The sequence below is a fragment of the Flavihumibacter sp. genome (genome assembly GCF_036676075.1).
GTDB lineage: Bacteria > Bacteroidota > Bacteroidia > Chitinophagales > Chitinophagaceae > Flavihumibacter.
This window is the reverse complement of record NZ_JAKFDQ010000011.1, coordinates 105858-124428: the sequence shown is the minus strand read 5'-3', so window position 1 is coordinate 124428 and position 18571 is coordinate 105858. Positions and strand designations below refer to the sequence as shown.

General features: G+C 38.9%; 19 protein-coding genes. 11 read left to right on the top strand and 8 right to left on the bottom strand.

Translation table 11 applies throughout. From position 1 onward, the window contains the following. Positions 1-34: 34 nt before the first annotated feature. Together recJ and V6M43_RS14645 are read right to left on the bottom strand one after the other, a co-directional pair. Positions 35-1747 carry a single-stranded-DNA-specific exonuclease RecJ gene (gene recJ / locus V6M43_RS14650; RefSeq protein WP_332736509.1) on the bottom strand — a complete coding sequence of 571 codons (1713 nt, stop codon included), beginning with the start codon at positions 1745-1747 and terminating at the stop codon, positions 35-37. A 9-nt stretch (positions 1748-1756) separates the two neighbouring features. Continuing rightward, positions 1757-2719, bottom strand: coding sequence for a polyprenyl synthetase family protein (locus tag V6M43_RS14645; RefSeq protein ID WP_332736507.1), 963 nt, complete (start codon positions 2717-2719; stop codon positions 1757-1759). A gap of 212 nt (positions 2720-2931) precedes the next feature. Between V6M43_RS14645 and V6M43_RS14640 the strand changes: the two genes are divergently transcribed. The 9 genes from V6M43_RS14640 to V6M43_RS14600 all read left to right on the top strand — a co-directional run bounded on the left by V6M43_RS14640 (position 2932) and on the right by V6M43_RS14600 (position 10564). Then, a complete protein-coding gene (locus V6M43_RS14640) occupies positions 2932-4593 on the top strand; it encodes an OmpA family protein (RefSeq protein WP_332736505.1) in 1662 nt (553 codons plus the stop codon). A gap of 82 nt (positions 4594-4675) precedes the next feature. Further along, the gene (locus tag V6M43_RS14635; protein ID WP_332736503.1) at positions 4676-5491 is read left to right on the top strand and encodes an outer membrane protein assembly factor BamD; all 816 of its coding nucleotides are present in this window, start codon (positions 4676-4678) and stop codon (positions 5489-5491) included. After that, positions 5466-5807 carry a DNA-directed RNA polymerase subunit omega gene (locus tag V6M43_RS14630; RefSeq protein ID WP_039134792.1) on the top strand — a complete coding sequence of 114 codons (342 nt, stop codon included), beginning with the start codon at positions 5466-5468 and terminating at the stop codon, positions 5805-5807. The genes V6M43_RS14635 and V6M43_RS14630 overlap by 26 nt, the downstream gene beginning before the upstream one ends. Positions 5808-5907: 100 nt before the next feature. Continuing rightward, on the top strand, positions 5908-7128 hold the full coding sequence (gene coaBC, locus V6M43_RS14625; RefSeq protein WP_332736501.1) for a bifunctional phosphopantothenoylcysteine decarboxylase/phosphopantothenate--cysteine ligase CoaBC: 1221 nt from the start codon (positions 5908-5910) through the stop codon (positions 7126-7128). After that, on the top strand, positions 7118-8041 hold the full coding sequence (porD, locus tag V6M43_RS14620; RefSeq protein WP_442902321.1) for a type IX secretion system protein PorD: 924 nt from the start codon (positions 7118-7120) through the stop codon (positions 8039-8041). Before coaBC ends, porD begins: the two co-directional genes overlap by 11 nt. Then, positions 8038-8433, top strand: coding sequence for a DUF4296 domain-containing protein (locus V6M43_RS14615; RefSeq protein WP_332736497.1), 396 nt, complete (start codon positions 8038-8040; stop codon positions 8431-8433). Before porD ends, V6M43_RS14615 begins: the two co-directional genes overlap by 4 nt. Before the next feature lie 5 nt (positions 8434-8438). Further along, positions 8439-9143, top strand: a complete 705-nt coding sequence (locus tag V6M43_RS14610; protein WP_332736495.1) for a CoA transferase subunit A — start codon at positions 8439-8441, stop codon at positions 9141-9143. Positions 9144-9157: 14 nt separating this feature from the next. Then, positions 9158-9904 (top strand): hypothetical protein, encoded by a 747-nt coding sequence (locus V6M43_RS14605; protein WP_332736493.1) that lies wholly within the window; start codon positions 9158-9160, stop codon positions 9902-9904. 3 nt (positions 9905-9907) lie between these two features. After that, positions 9908-10564, top strand: a complete 657-nt coding sequence (locus tag V6M43_RS14600; protein ID WP_332736491.1) for a CoA transferase subunit B — start codon at positions 9908-9910, stop codon at positions 10562-10564. Here the strand turns inward: V6M43_RS14600 and V6M43_RS14595 are convergent. The 4 genes from V6M43_RS14595 to V6M43_RS14580 all read right to left on the bottom strand — a co-directional run bounded on the left by V6M43_RS14595 (position 10561) and on the right by V6M43_RS14580 (position 13272). After that, complete coding sequence (locus V6M43_RS14595; protein WP_332736489.1) at positions 10561-11211, bottom strand: response regulator transcription factor; 651 nt, start codon at positions 11209-11211, stop codon at positions 10561-10563. The two genes, V6M43_RS14600 and V6M43_RS14595, sit on opposite strands and share 4 nt — an antisense overlap. 41 nt (positions 11212-11252) lie before the next feature. After that, positions 11253-12089, bottom strand: a complete 837-nt coding sequence (locus V6M43_RS14590; protein ID WP_039134770.1) for a sensor histidine kinase — start codon at positions 12087-12089, stop codon at positions 11253-11255. Between the two features lie 24 nt (positions 12090-12113). Further along, the gene (locus tag V6M43_RS14585) at positions 12114-12689 is read right to left on the bottom strand and encodes a hypothetical protein (protein ID WP_332736487.1); all 576 of its coding nucleotides are present in this window, start codon (positions 12687-12689) and stop codon (positions 12114-12116) included. A gap of 205 nt (positions 12690-12894) precedes the next feature. Next, positions 12895-13272, bottom strand: a complete 378-nt coding sequence (locus tag V6M43_RS14580; RefSeq protein ID WP_332736485.1) for a hypothetical protein — start codon at positions 13270-13272, stop codon at positions 12895-12897. 460 nt (positions 13273-13732) lie between these two features. Between V6M43_RS14580 and V6M43_RS14575 the strand changes: the two genes are divergently transcribed. Further along, the gene (locus V6M43_RS14575) at positions 13733-14392 is read left to right on the top strand and encodes a response regulator transcription factor (protein ID WP_332736483.1); all 660 of its coding nucleotides are present in this window, start codon (positions 13733-13735) and stop codon (positions 14390-14392) included. Here V6M43_RS14575 and V6M43_RS14570 read toward each other — a convergent pair. Together V6M43_RS14570 and V6M43_RS14565 are read right to left on the bottom strand one after the other, a co-directional pair. After that, positions 14382-15188, bottom strand: a complete 807-nt coding sequence (locus V6M43_RS14570; protein ID WP_332736481.1) for a sensor histidine kinase — start codon at positions 15186-15188, stop codon at positions 14382-14384. The two genes, V6M43_RS14575 and V6M43_RS14570, sit on opposite strands and share 11 nt — an antisense overlap. Before the next feature lie 700 nt (positions 15189-15888). Continuing rightward, complete coding sequence (locus tag V6M43_RS14565) at positions 15889-17118, bottom strand: 4-hydroxy-3-methylbut-2-enyl diphosphate reductase (RefSeq protein ID WP_332736479.1); 1230 nt, start codon at positions 17116-17118, stop codon at positions 15889-15891. A 120-nt stretch (positions 17119-17238) separates the two neighbouring features. Here V6M43_RS14565 and V6M43_RS14560 point away from each other — a divergent pair, with 120 nt between their 5' ends. Continuing rightward, positions 17239-18522: an alpha-amylase family glycosyl hydrolase gene (locus V6M43_RS14560; protein WP_332736477.1), complete on the top strand. Its 1284-nt coding sequence runs from the start codon at positions 17239-17241 to the stop codon at positions 18520-18522. Positions 18523-18571 lie beyond the last annotated feature (49 nt).

The window sequence follows — 18571 nt, the reverse complement described above, 5'->3', positions numbered from 1 at the left end:
TGAATATTTTGATGAAGCCACCCTAAGGGTGGCTTCACTGATTTTCTGCCTTTCTCATATCATATACTCTCAATTGAAGATGTTTGTTCCCATTCCATTCATTTTCTTCAAGGGCAAAAACAATGTCAACAAAATCGCTTCCAGCCAGGAGTGAAAATTTCGGAGCCATGCCAAATCCTATTCCATTAAACATAATATTTCCCTGACTCACACTAAATTTAATATGTTGGTCTTTTACTACTTTAGACCATCCGTTGTTCCTTACATTTTTTGCCAGCCATAATGGTTTGGTATTATCCGGACCGAAAGGTTCCATTTGGCGAATTATATTGTAGAACGAAGGCTTTAAGTCTGAAAATTTCACTTCAGAATCAATTATCATTTCAGGCACCAGCTGTTCCATACTTATAGACGCGGCTACTACTTCTTCGAATTTCTCGCAAAAAGCATTGACCTGTTCAGGATGCAGGGTCATGCCCGCAGCTGCAAAGTGACCACCATATCCGATCAGGTGATCGCGGCACGCATGTATTGCTTCATATAAATTAAACCCAGCAACACTTCTGGCACTCCCAGCAACAACGTCACCACTTTGTGTAAGTACAACTGTAGGTCGATAATAGCGATCGATAAGGCGTGATGCAACTATTCCAACCACACCCTTGTGCCAGTGTGGCTGGAAAACAAAAGTGGACCTTCTTTCTGATGTGCGGAGATCCTTTTCTATCATCTCCAGTGCTTCAACAGTAATGGACAGATCCGCTTCTTTACGGTCGTCATTATGCGAATGAAGCATGTTTGCAAAAGCAGTTGCTTTTGCCTGGTCTCTTTCGATAAAAAGTTGTACTGCTAGCTTGGCATCATCCATTCGCCCCGCAGCATTTACCCGGGGGGCTATTACAAAAATCAAATTATTAATATGCAACTGTTGATCACCGAGTTTGGCAAGATCAATGAGTGCTTTTATTCCGGGCGATGGATTTTCATTTACACGTTTAAGACCGAAATGGGCCAGCACTCTGTTCTCTCCCGTAATCGGAACTATGTCTGCAGCAATAGCTGTAACAACCAGGTCGAGGTAACGAAGGTAATATTCATCACTCATGCCGAGTTGCTGGCAGAGGGCGCTGATCAACTTAAAACCCACCCCTGCACCGCATAGTTCTTTATAAGGATAAGGGCAATCACTTTGTTTTGGGTTCAGTATTGCTATTGCGGGTGGTAAAATTGGGTCGGGCATGTGATGGTCGCAAATAATGAATTCGATTCCCTGATCCAATGCATATCTGATAAGGTCAGTTGATTTGATTCCGCAATCCAGTGAGATGATCAGGGATGTGCCATTGGCATGAGCATGATCAATTCCTTTTTTTGAGACGCCATAACCTTCTTTATAGCGGTGTGGAATATAATAATCGACTCTGTCCGATTCATAGACCTGCTGAAGAAACTGGAATACGGAAGCGACGGCCGTTGTGCCATCCACATCATAATCTCCATAAACCATAATACGTTCCCTGTTTTGCATGGCAGCAATGATCCTATCCACTGCTTTTTGCATATCCTTCATTAGGAATGGGTCATGTAAGTGGGAAAGCTCTGGTCTGAAAAAAGCTTTTGCCGAATTGAAATCATTAATTCCCCTTTGCACCAATAATTTGCAAATAATGCTGTGTATCCCTAGTTTATCCTGAAGGTCGTTAACGAGGGTTGGATTCGCTTCCAACAATTTCCATCTCTTCTCCATGCCCGTGTTTTAGAATTTTCGGTCGGTAGTGAACCGTACAAGTTCCTCTAATGCGTTCCTTGTTTCGTTTTCCGGGAATTGGTGCAATAGTGCCATAGCTTCATCCCGGTAAGTATTCATTTTTTCAGTGGCGTACCGGATTCCGCCGGCGTCAGTCACCATTCCTATGATCTCACGAACTTTTTGGGGGTTTTTGTTGTCATTTTTAATGACATTTATTATTCTACGGCGGGTGTTTTTATCAACCTGGTTGAGTGTATAAATTAAAGGTAAGGTAAGTTTCTTTTCCTTTATATCGTTTCCGGTAGGTTTACCTACATCTGCAGTTCCATAGTCGAAAAGGTCATCCTTTATTTGAAAGGCTATGCCCACTTTCTCGCCAAAATTTCGCATTGTTTCTGCATGTGCTTCATCCCCTTTTGCTGAAAATGCTCCAGCCGCACAGGCAGAAGCAAGCAGCGAAGCAGTTTTATTACTTATTATTTCAAAGTAAACCGCCTCCTCCAGATTTAAGGTGCGGGACTTTTCTATTTGTAATAATTCGCCTTCGCTCATTCTCCTTACTGCTTCTGATAAAAGCTGCAGTACCCTGAAATCATTATTATCCAGGGAAAGCAAAAGTCCCTTAGCCAAAAGATAATCCCCAATGAGAACAGATACTTTAGCTTTCCACAGCGCATATGTAGAGAAAAAGCCCCGGCGCTCCATAGATTCATCAACCACATCATCATGTACGAGTGTGGCAGTATGGAGCAATTCAACCAGGGAAGCTGCACGGTAAGTTGTTTCAGTAATGCCGCCGCAGAGCTTGGCCGTGAGTAATACGAACATTGGCCTGAGTTGTTTTCCTTTCCGCTTTACAATAAAGCTTGTAATCCGGTCCAGCATTGGAACCTTACTCTTGACAGCGTCCTTAAATCGGCTTTCGAACAGTTCCAGTTCTGCGTTTATTACTGATTGTGATAATTTCATGCGTGGATATAACCCGGCCAAATTACTACAATGCCTTCCATTTCCAAGCAGCAAACCTAAGTTTAGGATGGTCTAATTATTGATTCTGTTGAGGTTAAATCAATTTTAGATATTGAAAATATTTGGTATTTACGTGCCAATTGATATTTTTGTGCTTATTTTGGATGAACGTATCCTGTCAATTCTTTAACCATTACTTATAAAATTCGATTATGTCAAGCAAAAAATACACTGCACTTCTTGGATTATTGTGCATGTTTGCGTCTAGCTCGTTTGCCCAGATTGGAACGAGTTATGATGTGCAAGACTCTTCTCTTATCCCCCGTAAAAGTTTACCCCAGCACAATGAGTTCATGAACAACACCTATCCTTTCCCTGCAAAACCACGTAACCAGTGGGAAGTAGGTTTGAAGGTAGGAGCGTTTGGTGTTAGTGGAGATGTGCCCGCGGTATGGCCACAGCTTGGCTTTGGCGCTCATATTAGGAAGGCACTTGGCTACGTTCTTTCAATGAGATTGGAATATAATTATGGAATAGGTAAAGGACTTCATTGGTCTCCTGCAACCAATTACCAGAAGAATAATGCCTGGACAGATAATGGATATCTTCCCCGGAGGAGGGGCTCTGACGGGCAACTCACTGGAGGTGAGCAGATCTATTATAATTACAAAACGAATATTCAGGATCTCACCCTGCAGGGTATCTTTACCTTGACTAACATTCGCTTTCATAAGGCAAAATCTAACCTGAACTTGTATGCTATTGCAGGTTTTGGCGGAATGATCTACGATACTAAGGTGAATGCTCTCAATGGAGATACCAAATATGACTTTAGCAGTATTGATGGAGGTGTTTACAAAGATCGTAAGGACACAAAGAAAGCACTGCGTGACCTGATGGATGACAGTTACGAAACAGATGCAGAAGGATATGATGATTCCCGTGCAAAAATTGGTGGTAAAACTTTCCGTCCTGTTTATAATGTGGGATTCGGAGTTGCTTACAAGCTGAACGAGCGTTTCAACATTGCACTGGAGGAAAAAATTACAATGACCAAGGATGACCTTCTCGATGGTCAGCGTTGGCAGGAATCAGCCGCAGGCGATGCGGTTTTGACCCGGGATTACGATACATATAATATGCTTTCCCTCGGTATCAATATGAACCTGGGTAGCAAACGTACTGAGCCTTTATATTGGTTGAATCCTCTGGATTATGCATACCAGGAACTCAATGCTCCAAAGCATATGAAGCTTCCAAAACCAATTCTTGACGATGCTGATGGGGATGGTGTAACTGACCAGTTTGATCTTGAGCCCAATACTCCACAAGGTGCGCCAGTTGACAGTCATGGTGTAAGTAAGGATACAGATGGTGATGGTGTACCTGACTTTAAGGATAAGGAACTCATTACGCCAACACAATGTCAGCCTGTTGATGCTGATGGTATTGGTAAGTGTCCGGAGCCTGCTTGTTGTAAAGAGCTGCGTGAAGGTGGTTTTGCACCAAAATCAGCTTGTAACATCGGTGATCTTCCAAGCATTAGTTTCACAGGACGTACCGTTACCCTTAATAATGACGCTAAAGCAGTACTTGCAAGTGTTGCTGAGAAGATAAGGAACAACCCGAATTGTAAGATTGCGGTGATCGGATATGGTGAGTCAAGCAAGTCTGCACAGCAGCTAAGCTGGGATCGTGTAAATGCTGTGATTAACTATTTCGTAGAGAAAGAAGGTATTAGTGCAGACCGTTTCATCTTCAAATATGGCGAAGGTGGTGGAGATGCGAATACTGTAGATCTGCGTGATGGTACAGCAGAAGAAGGTCCAAATGCGGTGCCTGCACCTCACCCGAACCTGAGAAGGAAGGGATAAAAGGTTAATTTTGAGATAATTAAGCCCCGCTTCGGCGGGGTTTTTTTATATTTGGAAAATCAGTTAACTTTGCAGGCCCTTTATGAGAGTATTCCTATTAGTATTAGTTATTGCCCTTTCCGGATTCGGTTGTTCCAAATTTGCAAAAGTGCAGAAAAGCACCGACTATGATTATAAACTTCGGATGGCCGATCAGTATTATGCTAAGAAAAAATATCATCTTGCCCAACAGCTTTACGAGGAACTGTTCCCCTTACTAAAGGGCAATGAGAAGTTTGAAGATGTGTATTACAAGTTTGCCTATTGCGCTTATTATATGAGGGACTACCTGAATGCCGAGAATCTCTTTAAAGGTTTTACGGAGGTATTTCCGACCAGTAAGCGTGCAGAGGAGATGGAATATATGCGTGCTTATACTTACTTTAGGCAATCCCCTAAAGTTGAACTGGATCAAACTAATTCCCAAAAAGCCATCGGGCTTATGCAGGCCTTCATTAACACGCACCCGGGTTCTGAAAGAAATAAGGAAGCAAGTGAAATTATTGATAAGCTAAGGGTTAAGCTTGAAACCAAGGAATTGAAAAGTGCTGAATTATATTACAACCTTGGTCAGTTTAAGGCAGCAGCTATTGCCTTCGCCAACCTGATGGAGAATTATCCGGATTCGGATAAGAGTGATTCATATAAACTAAATGTAATCCGCTCATACTTTGAGTATGCTACATTGAGTATTGATGAGAAAAAAGCCGAACGGTTTGAAAAAGTTGTAGAAGAATGCAATGAGTTCAACGATCGGTTCCCGGAAAGTGAACATCGTAAGGATGTTGAAAATTACCTAAATTTATCGCAAAACAATATTAAAGCAATCAAAAATGAGCAAGTTAAGACGTCAGCTTAGTTCCAACACCAGTAATGTAGCCGAGGCAAAGAACCTGTTAGAAATCAAGGGCAAAACTGGTAACCTGTATGAGTCAATTGCTGTTATTGCTAAGAGGGCAAATCAGATAAACATTGCATTAAAAGAAGAACTTCACAATAAACTCGAGGAGTTCGCAACACATACTGATAGTCTCGAAGAGATTCATGAAAATAAGGAACAGATAGAGATATCAAGGGCTTATGAGCGTATGCCTAACCCTGCACTCCTCGCTACACAGGAGTTCATGGAGGAGAAAATTTATTACAGGAAAAATGAGGATAAGCTATTCAGCTAATCCCATTAACCTCTCCCACAAAATTACCATGGTGCCTGATATTTATATGTCAGGCACCTTCTTTTTTTAGCTCCTGAGGGAAAAACGCTAATTTTAATTCATGTTGCACGGAAAGAAAATTCTGCTGGGCATTTCAGGCAGTATTGCTGCCTACAAATCCATAACCCTTTTACGCCTTCTTATCAGGAGTGGTGCAGAAGTGAAAGTAGTGATGACCCCAGCTGCCCGCGATTTTGTTACACCCCTCACCTTATCAACCCTTTCCAAAAATCCTGTTGGCATTGAAATGTTCGATGAGAATGCCTGGGCAAATCACGTTATGTTGGGGAGATGGGCTGATCTGATGCTTATTGCTCCTTTAAGTTGTAATACCCTTGCAAAAATGGCAGGTGGCTTATGCGATAACCTGCTTTTAGCTGTTTATCTTTCAGCTACATGTCCGGTTTGGGTTGCTCCGGCTATGGATGATGATATGTGGAATCACCCTACTACAAAGCGAAATCTATACCTTCTGCAAGAATATGGGAATAAAATCATTCCAGCAGAAAAAGGCGAATTGGCAAGTGGACTATTTGGGATGGGAAGAATGTCGGAGCCGGAAGAGATATTGGCACTCATAAACAAGTATTTTGATCAGGCTTCCCATGTACCTAAAAAGGTAAGCGATTCCTTATGGGGGAAAAAGGTACTTGTATCTGCAGGTCCGACTTTCGAGCCTATTGACCCGGTAAGGTTTATTGGAAATCATTCTTCTGGTAAAATGGGAATTGCGCTGGCATCCGAGCTGGCATCACGTGGAGCAAATGTAAACCTTGTTATGGGGCCCGGTGTTGAAATTCCCGAATTAGGTGGAATAGATGTTACAAAAGTAAAGACCGCTGAAGAAATGTACCAGGCATGTTTAGGTTTGTTTTCTGGTTCCGATATAGCAATTATGGCCGCAGCCGTTGCAGATTACACCCCCGTGGAAACTGCAGTTGAAAAGATAAAAAAGGAGAATGGGGAAATGACCATACAGCTAAAGAAAACACGGGATATTCTGAAAGAGCTTGGAAAGCAAAAAAGGGATGGGCAATATCTGGTAGGTTTTGCATTAGAAACAAATAATGAAAAACAACATGCACTGGGAAAGCTTAAATCCAAGAACGCAGACATGATTGTCCTGAACTCCCTGAATGATGCCGGTGCGGGTTTTGGTTATGACACAAATAAGGTGACAATTTTTGACAAAGAAGGGGGGGAATGGGCCTTCCCTCAAAAATCGAAGGCGGAAGTAGCTAGTGATATTGTTGATCTTATAATAGAGAAAAATGGGATCTAAGAAACTAATAATAATAATTGTTTGCATGTTCTCGCTTATGTCTGTAAAGGCCCAGGAGTTACAGGCAAAAGTGGTGGTAATGGCTAACCAGGTAAGTAGCCAGGTGGATAGAAAAATATTTACAACCTTACAAAATGCATTAAATAATTTCCTTAATAATAGGAAATGGTCGCGGGATACCTATCAGCAGAATGAAAAGATCGCTTGTAATTTTCTCATTAATATTCTGGATGCCAGAGATGGAAACGTTTTTCAGGCTACACTAACTATACAGGCTGCGCGTCCCGTGTATAATGCTGCTTACGTTTCTCCACTGGTTAATTTTATTGACGAAAATCTATTGTTCAGGTATGTGGAGTTTCAACAACTTGAATTCAATGAGAACAGAGTAAGCGGTAATGACCCGCTGGTTTCCAATCTTACAGCAGTACTCGCATTCTATGCAAATATAATTTTGGGGATGGATGGAGATTCGTTTGCCTTAAGAGGAGGAGATCAGTATTTTGTTAAAGCTCAGAACATCGTTAATAATGCACCTGATAGTCGGGATATAATTGGGTGGAAGGCTTTTGATGGACCAAGAAACCGGTATTGGTTAATGGAAAATCTAACAGGAAATAGGTATACAATGGTGCATGATGCCATTTATGGATATTTTCGGTTGGGTCTGGACCAATTTTATGAAAAGGAATTTGAGGCCAGGAAAGCAGTGTTGACTTCTTTACAGCAATTGAATACTTTAAATAGTGATATTCCAAATTCAATGATCATTCCCTTTTTCTTTCAGGGAAGAACAACCGAATTAGCAAAGATGTTTCGTAAATCTCCCCCAGATGAAAAATCGGCAGCCCTTGATATATTATCAAGACTTGATATTACCAATGCCAATACATACAAACAGGAATTGAAATGAGGAATGCTTTTGTTTTTTTTATACTAACCATTATCTCATTGAACGCCTGTAAGGAAAAAAGAGAAGAGCAGGTGGTTTTATCAAATAAACAGATCGTGCCAATAGTGTATGATCTTATGCTGACGGATGAATTCACAATGCAGTTGAAAGGGAAGGATACAACTTACGATTTGAGTGTAAACAGATCTGAAAAGTATGACCAGGTTTTCCGACTTCATAAAATAGATTTCAAAACGTTCTCCGATAGTTATAAATATTATCTTGGTCATCCCGATGAGTTAAAAGTTGTATTTGATTCAGTGGAAGCACTTGCCACCAGGCGGCGCCTTCAAATCATGAATCCATCAAAATCTCTTCCGGATTCTGCTGCCAGGGCAATTGAATTGAATTAAGTCTTATGAATAAAGTATTTTTTTCTGCAACTGAGGCAATTGATGACATTCAGGATAATGCTACAATTATGTTGGGAGGATTCGGCCTTTGTGGTATACCTGAATCTTGTATTAATGCCCTGGTAGAAAAGGGTATAACTGGTTTAACATGTATTTCAAATAATGCAGGTGTAGATGACTTTGGTCTGGGATTATTATTAAAGACCCGACAGATAAAAAAGATGATGAGCTCTTATGTGGGTGAAAACGCTGAATTTGAGCGACAGTTATTAAATGGAGAGTTAGAGGTCGACCTTATCCCACAAGGCACATTGGCTACAAGAATTCAAATGGCGGGTATGGGGATTCCTGCATTCTTTACACCGGCAGGTTATGGAACTGAAATTGCTGAAGGAAAAGAGATAAGGGTTTTCAATGGTAAACATTACCTTATGGAAGAAGCATTGTATGCTGATTTTGCAATTGTCAAAGCCTGGAAAGGCGATCGTTTTGGAAATCTTCTTTTTAGAAAGACCACCCGCAATTTTTCAACTTCCATGGCTAAGGCTGGGAGAATAACGATAGCTGAGGTGGAAGAACTGGTGGAACCTGGTGAACTGGATCCTGATATGATTCATGTGCCAGGAATATATGTACATCGTATTTTCCAGGCTTCCGGATATGAAAAGCGTATTGAGAAAAAGACAGTGCAATTGAACAGACCTGAATAATATATCCTTGAAATATGTTTACCAGTAAACAACAGCTTATCGGGGGAATGGGAGTTGATCCTGAAATCGCAGCGTTTTTTGTTGATCGTAATGTGCCAAAAGATAACCGTTACTGGAAAGGAAGATATCTCTACGTAGCAAGGGGAACCGGCTACCTCTTCATACCTCTTTTTTTCGATCTTCAGTTAAGAGCTGGAATTGCTAAAGATGATATCCTGGACTCCTCCTATGTCATTATTATGGAAAGAATACTGGATTATGCTGCCAAGTTTGAATTCGGTGAAATAAATTTTACGGACCAGATTGCTGCAATTCACTCTATGATTGAGCCTCTGGCTAAGCATAAGTGGCTACTGGATGACCTCAGGGAATATTTTAAAGGGGAACCTCTGAAAGCTACCGCTAATCTTGGTTTGGAAAACAGTTCATTGAACAGGGGAGATGCTTTACTTTATTTGCTCTGTGTTAATCCAGCTCCGGCAGAACTGATAAAAAAAGTTATAGAGTATTGGTACTTGTTAGTGCCATCTTTTCTGCTCCTGGATGATATTATGGATTTTAACGAGGACAGGCAGCACCAGGAGGAAAACGCATTATCTTATTATGGTTATGATGCTGCTGGTGTGTCCAAAGCTGTAGAAGCAGTGGAGAAAAATTTTAAAGCTCTTGAAGATATCAATCCATTATTAGGGGAATTCTTTCGGTCAACCCTCGAACAGAAAAAGAAGACTCCATATTTTCAGCATATACTAAACAACTAAATTATGGCCTTGGATAAATTCGGAATAGCCCGGCGGATTGCGCAAGAATTGAGGGATGGGATGTATGTAAATCTTGGGATCGGTATTCCAACCCTGGTAGCAAATTATATACCCGAAGGAATGCATATTATGTTGCAAAGCGAGAATGGTATGCTGGGTATGGGGCCATATCCAAAAGAGGAAGAAATAGATGCTGATCTTATTAATGCTGGAAAGGAAACGGTTACTATTTTACCGGGTGGAGCCTTTTTTGATAGCGCAGAAAGCTTTGGAATGATTCGGGCCGGCAAGGTTGATTTGACGGTATTGGGTGCAATGGAAGTGAGTGATTCAGGTGATATTGCCAATTGGAAGATCCCGGGAAAGATGGTGAAAGGTATGGGAGGCGCGATGGATCTCGTGGCCAGCGCAAGGAATATTATTGTTGCTATGATGCATACAAATCCGAAAGGAGAATCAAAGCTGCTTCCATCATGTTCTCTTCCTTTAACAGGAGTTGGTTGTGTTAAAAAAGTAGTAACTGAGCTTGCAGTGCTTGATATTACTCCAGATGGCTTTAAATTAATAGAAAGGGCTCCCGGCGTATCTGTTGAAGAGATAAAAGCTAAGACTGCAGGAAGGCTCATCATAGACGAGAACGTGCTGGAAATGGCACTCTAATCGATCAGGTTGTTCTTTACCGCGTAGAAGACTAGTCCTGCAGTATTTTTTGTCCCGAATTTTTCCATTAAACGGTCCTTGATTGCTTCTACTGTACGAGGACTAACTTCCATTTTCTGAGCAATTTCCTGCGCGGTAAACTCCATGCAGATATATTTGATTACATCTCTCTCTCTTTCTGTAAGGGTAATCTCACTACTAAGCGATGGAACTACCTTTTGTTTGGAATGCGATTTTTTAAGAAGTATGCGGTTTACGAAGTTGTTTAAATAATACCCTTTTTCAGCAACTTCCATGATAGCTCTCCTGATTTCTGACGGATCAGCACTTTTGAGCAAGTAACCATTTGCTCCAATTTCCATAAGGTGGCTTACGAAACGTTCATCTTCGAACATGGTTAGAACAACAATATGGATGTGGGGGAATTGTTTAGCAATATATTTTGTACTTTCAATACCATCTTTTTGAGGCATACGCAGATCCATTAAGATCACATCGGGTTCTGATTTTGCAAGTCCTTCAATAAGTTCCTGGCCATTTTCTGCTTCCTGAACGAATTTAATATTGGTAAAAGTGCGGAGTGAGAGTATTACACCTTTCCGGAAAATTTTGTGGTCATCAGCAATGGCTACTTTGATTACTCTCATAGGTATCGTGCAGTTCGGCTCCTAAAAGTACAGATTCCCGGTTAAGGCTGCAAGGAATTATCCTCCTTGTTGAGTTCAATAGTTACTTTGTAATAGGTTTGGGATGGATCCTTTTCAAAGAATATCCGACCCTGTAATACTTTTAACCTGCTTTGAATATTTTTAAGTCCAAGTCCGGCAGAACTATAATTCATACGTTCGAAATCAGCCTGGGTTATTCCTTTTCCATCATGATGCATGCGGATATAGAACTTGTTTCCATTCATATTCTGTGTCAAATGAATGAAGCTGGCGTTACTATGCTTGAGAATGTTATTAATTAGCTCCTGTATAACTCTGAATACAATCAGCTCGTTATCTGTTGCGAGGCGTTCCCGGTAATCATGGAAACGACAACTGGCATTGATAGATCCGGATCCGCTTATTTTTTGAAAGAGATCATTTACAGCCGATTCAAGTCCAAAGTTTTTAAGGGTAGGTGGCATCAGGCTATGAGAAATGTTCCTGATCAGTTGAATAGTGTCATCAATGATCTGTTTGGCATTATAAATACTTTGTAATTGGGTTGTTTTATCGAGATTGACGAGATTTTCATTGAGGTACAGCCTGGCAGTTGCCAGGAGTGGACCGGCATCGTCATGTAAATCGGCGGCAATTCTTTGTCTTTCTTCTTCCTGAAGCCTTATAGATGCATTTAAGAGCATTTTCTGCTGTTCATGCTCCATTTTTTGCAGGGTCATCTGGTACCTGATCACCTTCCTTTGGTGGAAAATGATAAAGACGATCAATCCGATCGTCAGTGCCAGCATCCCAATTGTGCCAAAAAACAGCACTATCGAAACATTGGCATTTTGGTTGCTTACCTGTAAAAAAAACATTTTATGGGCTAGGGTTTGGGTTATTTAGTCGAGTTCTCGTAATAATGAAATATCTAAATCTTGTTTTGAAATGGAACTTTGGGATTTATCGCTAGGTAAATAAAATGCTATTGCAAAAAGAATATTTTTGAGCAAAATGCAAAACCAATTAATAATCCAGAAACTTTCTTGTTCTTTATCAGTTAATTCAGAATACTGTAGAAATAGAAAGAATGTTCCGGAGAAGTAAATCATTATTCCAATGATAATCCAGAAGTTTGATCCAGCATATATGAATTCAATTTCGGGAGATTGAATTTTCTCAAAAAGATAAACGATACAGAAAATAATTAAAGTCAGCGCGCTTACTGTTACTGGTATTGTGTCAAATACTTCTATATTTTTTGCTCCTTTAATATTTGCAAATAGATTTAAAAATGCGGTTACACCAAATATTGACGATCCAATTAGAAGGGCTCGTTTGTTGGATTTTTTGGTTAATGTTATATACAAGAAAAAAGCAAGGAATAGGAATTCAAAAACAGTGAAAGACCAAACAAAAGCTGCTTCAATTGTTTCACTTCCTGGTGTCCTATTATCTCTAAGTAAATAAAGGACCACCTCGTTGAGAATTGAATATAGTACGTAAGCAAAAATTACCCTTGCGGATATATCTTTATTCTTTTTAAAATTGAATAAGAATACCAACAAGGGTATAAAAAAGGTAGCATATGTGAGATAGAAAAAATAATTCACAATTTTGGCATTACTAGATCAAATATAGTAATACCCAATTGTAAATTATAATCTCATGAAAAATAATCAATTAGGTCCACCAGTCTAAAATTGTATCACCAGTTTTTGTTCCGGGTCTTCCAACTCTATCTGCAACAATGCCAACATGTTTACCAATTACACCATCACTGTTAATTGTAGAATACTCACAAATGATGTTTTCATCTTCGTCTAATCCAACAATTACAAGTGTTTTCTGTCCAGTTTCGTCCAATGCGTTATAAAAACGGATACCGGCGCAGTTTGGTTGACTTAGTATATTATTAATAATATTCTTTCCAACATTGAACCATTGTGTTTCAGTTGGATATGCATCCTGGAAGTCCTTAACCATTTTGGCGCCCAGCTCTTGGCCAATATCTTCACCCACAGCTGCCAGGTTGGCGGTCAAAATTTCGTTTTGAGTCATAATAGTAAGTTTTAGTAAGAAGGGTTTGGTTTTCAGAATGTGAATAACCCGCAAAAAAAAACCAGTATCAATAGGGGTTATCATCGAGAAATTGTTATAAATTGACTAAAATTCAATACCGTAGTGCATTTACGAAGATTTATCTCGTAAACATACGAACTAAAATTTAGTAAAACTGCTATATAAATATAGTAAAAATACGGTCGATGAAATTGAATTTCAAGTTAGATTATTTTTTTTATTGTGGTTTCTGGGTATAAATGATGAGTTTTTGTAGCTCTAACTTCTTCTTTATTACGATTTTAGCAAGTTAGTTTTACGATAGTAATTTTCCCAGTCCACTCTTTTTGATTCTGTTTATTTGTTTTCCAGAAAAGTGAAATTTTCGCGTGGAAATACGAGATTGTCCCTATTTAGCGTTAAATGAACCAAAACAAGATCCTAAAAACTGCCTATACCTATGAGTACTGAGTTGAGTATCAAGATTAGTATTGCAGATGACCATAAAATTTTTAGGGACGGTATTCGTATGGCCCTTAAAGACAAAGATTATCTCAAAATATTATGGGAAGCAGAAGATGGGAAGGATCTGATGCACAAGATGCAGTTAAAAAAGCCTGATGTCTTATTAATGGATATTAGGATGCCAGAAATGGATGGTGTAAATGCGATTGGTTTATTACGTAAAGAGTATGATGATGTGAGAATTATTGTTCTTACGATGTATGATGACCAGGAAATGATCAGTAAGATGATGGAACTTGGCGCAAATGCATATTTGACAAAAACCACCGACCCCGAAGAGATATATCAAGCAATTTTAGCTTGTATGAATGAAGATTTCTATTTTAATGACTTAGTAAATAAAGCAGTATTATCAAAGCTTCAAACTAAAAAAGCAGTCAGACAATTTTATCCAAATCCCATAAAATTTACAGAGAAAGAGGTTCGGATTTTAAAACTTTTGGCGGAAGACAAAACGACTGAAGAGATATCAAAGGAAGTATTTTTAAGCCCTAGGACCATTGAAACAATTCGTCAGAATATGAAGTCCAAGGTAGGGGCCAAAACTATTGCAGGATTAATTATGTATGGAATGAGAAATAAGATTATTGATTAGTATTGGATAATGGAATTGTTACATCAATAGTTGTGCCTTCCCCAATTTTCGAATAAATATTGATCGATCCGTCAACAGACACAATTCTTCTTCTCATATTTTTCAATCCCTGATGTGTATACGGAAGCTCATGTATAGTTACTATATCGAATCCTTTTCCGTTATCAACTATTTTAAATTTTATTTGAGATTTGTCTGAGAACAATTCAATTTCGATGTTAGTTGCTTTTCCATGTACAATTGAATTACGTATCGCTTCTTGAAATAATCTATATAATGCTAATTCAATATTTGAATTTACAACACCAGAGTATTTTGCACATTCAATTATAATATTGATATTCCCTAGTTTATTTATTTTTTCACATTCAATTTCTAATATTCTCAAAAGACTAGTTTGATTAATAACATCTCCGTTAAGGCTTCTAGAGATTGTATTTAAATCGCAAATTGCATTAGTGATCAAATTTTCTGCATTTTCTAATGGTATTCTGTTCTCAATTGGAAGTATGCTCTTTAAATTGGAAAGGTTGATTTTTGATAATGTTAGGACCTGATTTATATTATCATGTATTTCTTGGGATATTTTTTGCATTGTTTCCTCTTGAGTATCAGACCGTGTTATAAGTATTTGTCTTTCTTTCTCAATAAGTGTCTGATCTAAATTTGATTTATGCTCTGCTAGTTTTTTGTTATGAAGCCTAATCAGATTATAAATAAAGTATTGAAATATTGCAAGAGTTATTAATGAAGATGCGATTGTCCAGAATAGGATTGTGCTAATTGTACTTTCCATAAAAATGCTTTAATAAAGAATAAGTGCATTATTACATTTAGGCATACAAAATAGATAAAAAATGCCCGGGATAAATGATGATACATATCCGCAAAACTTCGCTGCAAGAATAAATCACTTATCCAATATGGGATTGAAGTGGTGTAGCAGAGCATGATGCCTAGAACAATCCAATAATGTCTTGTCTCTTTCAACCGAACATCAGAATCTTTGTTAAATATCCATTTAATATATTTAAATGAGCATATAGTAATATAAATGCAGCTAGTAACCATTGGTAGTAAATGGTAATCTTCTAATAAAAGCTTCGAGATAATGGGGCTGAATAGACTTAATGATATTGGTATAAATAATTCTTTTTTTTCTCCAATAACATCATTTATATAATAAGAGATGAAAAATATTTCTACCCATGAAAATAATACAACAAGTATGGTTAGATTAAAATGAAACTTATAAAAATAATAGGTATATACAGTTATCCCAGTAACAACTAAATCAATTATACAAAAAGGAAGTATGTAGGTTTTTTCGGGTGATTTCCCTTCCCATAATAGTCGTAATCCAACTAAACAAGTTGCCAAGATCACAATGAATTGAACCACCTGGAATTTTTGGTATAGTTCCATGCCCTTGAATTTGACACAAATTAATACCTGCCAAATTCATTTAAAAGGGTGAAAACACCCATTTTCAGCCTTTAATGGTTAATCGAGTGAAGATATCTTTCAACTCCATCAAGGGAATCGGTAAAAACCGCCAATTTTCGAATAACTTCTTCTACAATAGCATCCGGACAAGAGGCCCCACTGGTAATTAATATCCTAACCGGGCGAACAGTTGGTAAATAATTGGTCGAAACTAATTCCGTTTTTGTATGAAAATCAAAATGTTGGATCTCGTTTGGAGAAATTAATTTATCCGGGTTATTTATAAAATAGGTCGGTAACTTCTTTTCGCATAGCTCAACCAGGTGGGTTGTATTGGATGAATTATATCCGCCCACAACTATGGCAAGATCAGCAGTCGTTTCAAGCATTCCTGAAACTGCTGTTTGATTGTCATTTGTTGCATAACATAGGGTGTCACGGGTGTCAGCAAATCTTTGATTAATGGTGGTAGAATCTAACTGATAATGTTCCATTACCAGCTTTTTTAAATATTCCGCAATTTCCTGGGTATCACTGGCAAGTTGCGTAGTCTGATTAACCACGCCAAATCTTCCAAGATCTTTCTTTACATCAAAGCCTTCAGTATAACGCCCCCTGAAAATTTCATAAAATGAATCAGTCGGTAATTCCCCCTTGATGAATCCTCCCAGGATTTCTGCGTCGTGTAAGTCATTTAATATAACCGCGGGCGCATTGGCAGCAGCATGTGAAAATGTCGCACGGGTTTCTTCATGCATGGGCTTTCCATGGATTATAATACTATATCCTTTTGAGGCGATCTGCTCACTTCGATTCCAAACCTTTTCAACGAAAGGACAGGTTGTATTGTATTTTTCAGTTTGTATGCCCTTGTCGCGAAGCATCTTTTCAATTGCCAGTGTGGTGCCAAATGCCGGAATCAGAACAATGTCATTTGCATTTATCTCATCGAATGGAATGATTTGTTTGCCATAAGTGTCCTGAAGAAATTGAACTCCATGCTTTTGTAAATCCGCATTTACCTGTGGATTGTGGATCATTTCACTTAACAGAAATATTCGCTTTCCGGGATTTTCATCTACCGTTCTGAAAGCAATCTCAATGGCATTTTCTACCCCATAACAAAAGCCGAAATGACGTGCAAGAAAAACCTTTAAATTTCCCAGGTCAAGTTCTGTTGGAGTGAAATCCTTTTTTAACCGGTCTTCCAACTTTCTTTTCTCCTTCACGGCAGTTATCAAAGGACTACGGTATTTAACAGGCACATCAAATTGCTTCATTACTTCTCGATTAGTGATCTTTTCAGTTAAACAATTGCAAAGTTAGTTGGTTTGATCATGCAGTGCCTTTGTGATTTTTTATCTTATTTTCACTCTACTCAACTTTCAAAAACCTATATAATGATGAGTAATGTTGTTTTCGAAGCACTCGATTGGGTCCGTTCTACAAATGTTTACGAGGTCAACCTCCGTCAATATACAAAGGAAGGCACCTTCGAAGCCTTTAGCCGGGAAATGCCCAGATTGAAAGATATGGGTGTTGAAGTTTTGTGGTTCATGCCCATAACTCCAATCGCAACTGAACAAAGAAAGGGAAGCCTCGGGAGTTACTATGCTTGTTGCGATTTTACCTCTACCAATCCAGAGTATGGTTCCATTGACGACTTCCGGAAAATGGTGGCGGTAGCCCATGAACTTGGATTAAAAGTTATTATTGATTGGGTCGCTAACCATACAGGTTGGGGGCATAGCTGGACGAAGACCAATCCGGATTTTTTCAAAATCAATGAACACGGCCATTTTTTTGACTCAAACGGATGGGATGACGTTATAGATCTTGATTTTAATAACCGGGATATGCGCCTGGCACTCATCGAAGCTATGCGGTTTTGGGTTAGGGAAACTGGTATTGATGGCTTTCGATGTGATATGGCAATGCTGGTTCCGCTGGATTTCTGGAAAGAAGCCCGCGCAGAATTAGACAAGGAGCGGAAGCTGTTTTGGCTAGCAGAGTGTGAAGAAGCTAATTATCATGAAGCATTTGATGCAACCTATACCTGGGAATGGATGCATAAAACGGCTGACTTTTGTAAGGGTAATACTGATATTAATGGGCTGGACCAACTTCTTCATAAGTATGAACAACATTTTGTTCCAGCTGCAGTTAGAATGTACTTCACAACAAACCATGATGAAAACAGCTGGAACGGAACTGAGTATGAAAAATATGGAGAGGCAGCATTGGCATTTGCTGTTTTCGGAGCTACCTGGAACGGAATTCCTATGATATACAGTGGACAGGAGTTGCCAAATAAAAAGAGACTAAAATTTTTCGATAAGGATACTATTGAATGGAACGGCTCTTACCAGTTACATGAATTTTATAAAGTGTTACTGAATTTACGTAAGACAAATCCGGCATTAAGAGCAGGTGATAAAGAAGCAATCACCCGAAGAATCTATACTGGTAGCAATGAAGGATTATTCTCCTTTATAAGAAAAAACGGGAACAGAGAAGTGCTGGTTATACTTAATTTGTCTGCTTCCGATACATCTGCTATTTCGTTTAATAGGGAAGATGTTAGTGGTGAATTCGCAAATGCATTTAGTGGACATCTCCATGACTTTAACGCTGAACCAACCATTAACCTCAAGGGGTGGCAATACCTGGTTTTTGTTAAATAATTCGGTTCAACAAAACTAAAAAGCTACCTGATTTTTCAGGTAGCTTTTT

Bases quoted from the DNA above. Each gene is read 5' to 3' on its own strand.
- V6M43_RS14610 (WP_332736495.1), top strand. From the start codon at position 8,439: ATGAATAAAGTATTTTTTTCTGCAACTGAGGCAATTGATGACATTCAG.
- V6M43_RS14605 (WP_332736493.1), top strand. From the start codon at position 9,158: ATGTTTACCAGTAAACAACAGCTTATCGGGGGAATGGGAGTTGATCCT.
- V6M43_RS14580 (WP_332736485.1), bottom strand. From the start codon at position 13,272: ATGACTCAAAACGAAATTTTGACCGCCAACCTGGCAGCTGTGGGTGAA.
- porD (WP_442902321.1), top strand. From the start codon at position 7,118: ATGGGATCTAAGAAACTAATAATAATAATTGTTTGCATGTTCTCGCTT.
- coaBC (WP_332736501.1), top strand. From the start codon at position 5,908: ATGTTGCACGGAAAGAAAATTCTGCTGGGCATTTCAGGCAGTATTGCT.
- V6M43_RS14560 (WP_332736477.1), top strand. From the start codon at position 17,239: ATGATGAGTAATGTTGTTTTCGAAGCACTCGATTGGGTCCGTTCTACA.
- V6M43_RS14600 (WP_332736491.1), top strand. From the start codon at position 9,908: ATGGCCTTGGATAAATTCGGAATAGCCCGGCGGATTGCGCAAGAATTG.
- recJ (WP_332736509.1), bottom strand. From the start codon at position 1,747: ATGGAGAAGAGATGGAAATTGTTGGAAGCGAATCCAACCCTCGTTAAC.
- V6M43_RS14640 (WP_332736505.1), top strand. From the start codon at position 2,932: ATGTCAAGCAAAAAATACACTGCACTTCTTGGATTATTGTGCATGTTT.
- V6M43_RS14575 (WP_332736483.1), top strand. From the start codon at position 13,733: ATGAGTACTGAGTTGAGTATCAAGATTAGTATTGCAGATGACCATAAA.
- V6M43_RS14630 (WP_039134792.1), top strand. From the start codon at position 5,466: ATGAGCAAGTTAAGACGTCAGCTTAGTTCCAACACCAGTAATGTAGCC.
- V6M43_RS14645 (WP_332736507.1), bottom strand. From the start codon at position 2,719: ATGAAATTATCACAATCAGTAATAAACGCAGAACTGGAACTGTTCGAA.
- V6M43_RS14615 (WP_332736497.1), top strand. From the start codon at position 8,038: ATGAGGAATGCTTTTGTTTTTTTTATACTAACCATTATCTCATTGAAC.
- V6M43_RS14595 (WP_332736489.1), bottom strand. From the start codon at position 11,211: ATGAGAGTAATCAAAGTAGCCATTGCTGATGACCACAAAATTTTCCGG.
- V6M43_RS14565 (WP_332736479.1), bottom strand. From the start codon at position 17,118: ATGAAGCAATTTGATGTGCCTGTTAAATACCGTAGTCCTTTGATAACT.
- V6M43_RS14570 (WP_332736481.1), bottom strand. From the start codon at position 15,188: ATGGAAAGTACAATTAGCACAATCCTATTCTGGACAATCGCATCTTCA.
- V6M43_RS14590 (WP_039134770.1), bottom strand. From the start codon at position 12,089: ATGTTTTTTTTACAGGTAAGCAACCAAAATGCCAATGTTTCGATAGTG.
- V6M43_RS14635 (WP_332736503.1), top strand. From the start codon at position 4,676: ATGAGAGTATTCCTATTAGTATTAGTTATTGCCCTTTCCGGATTCGGT.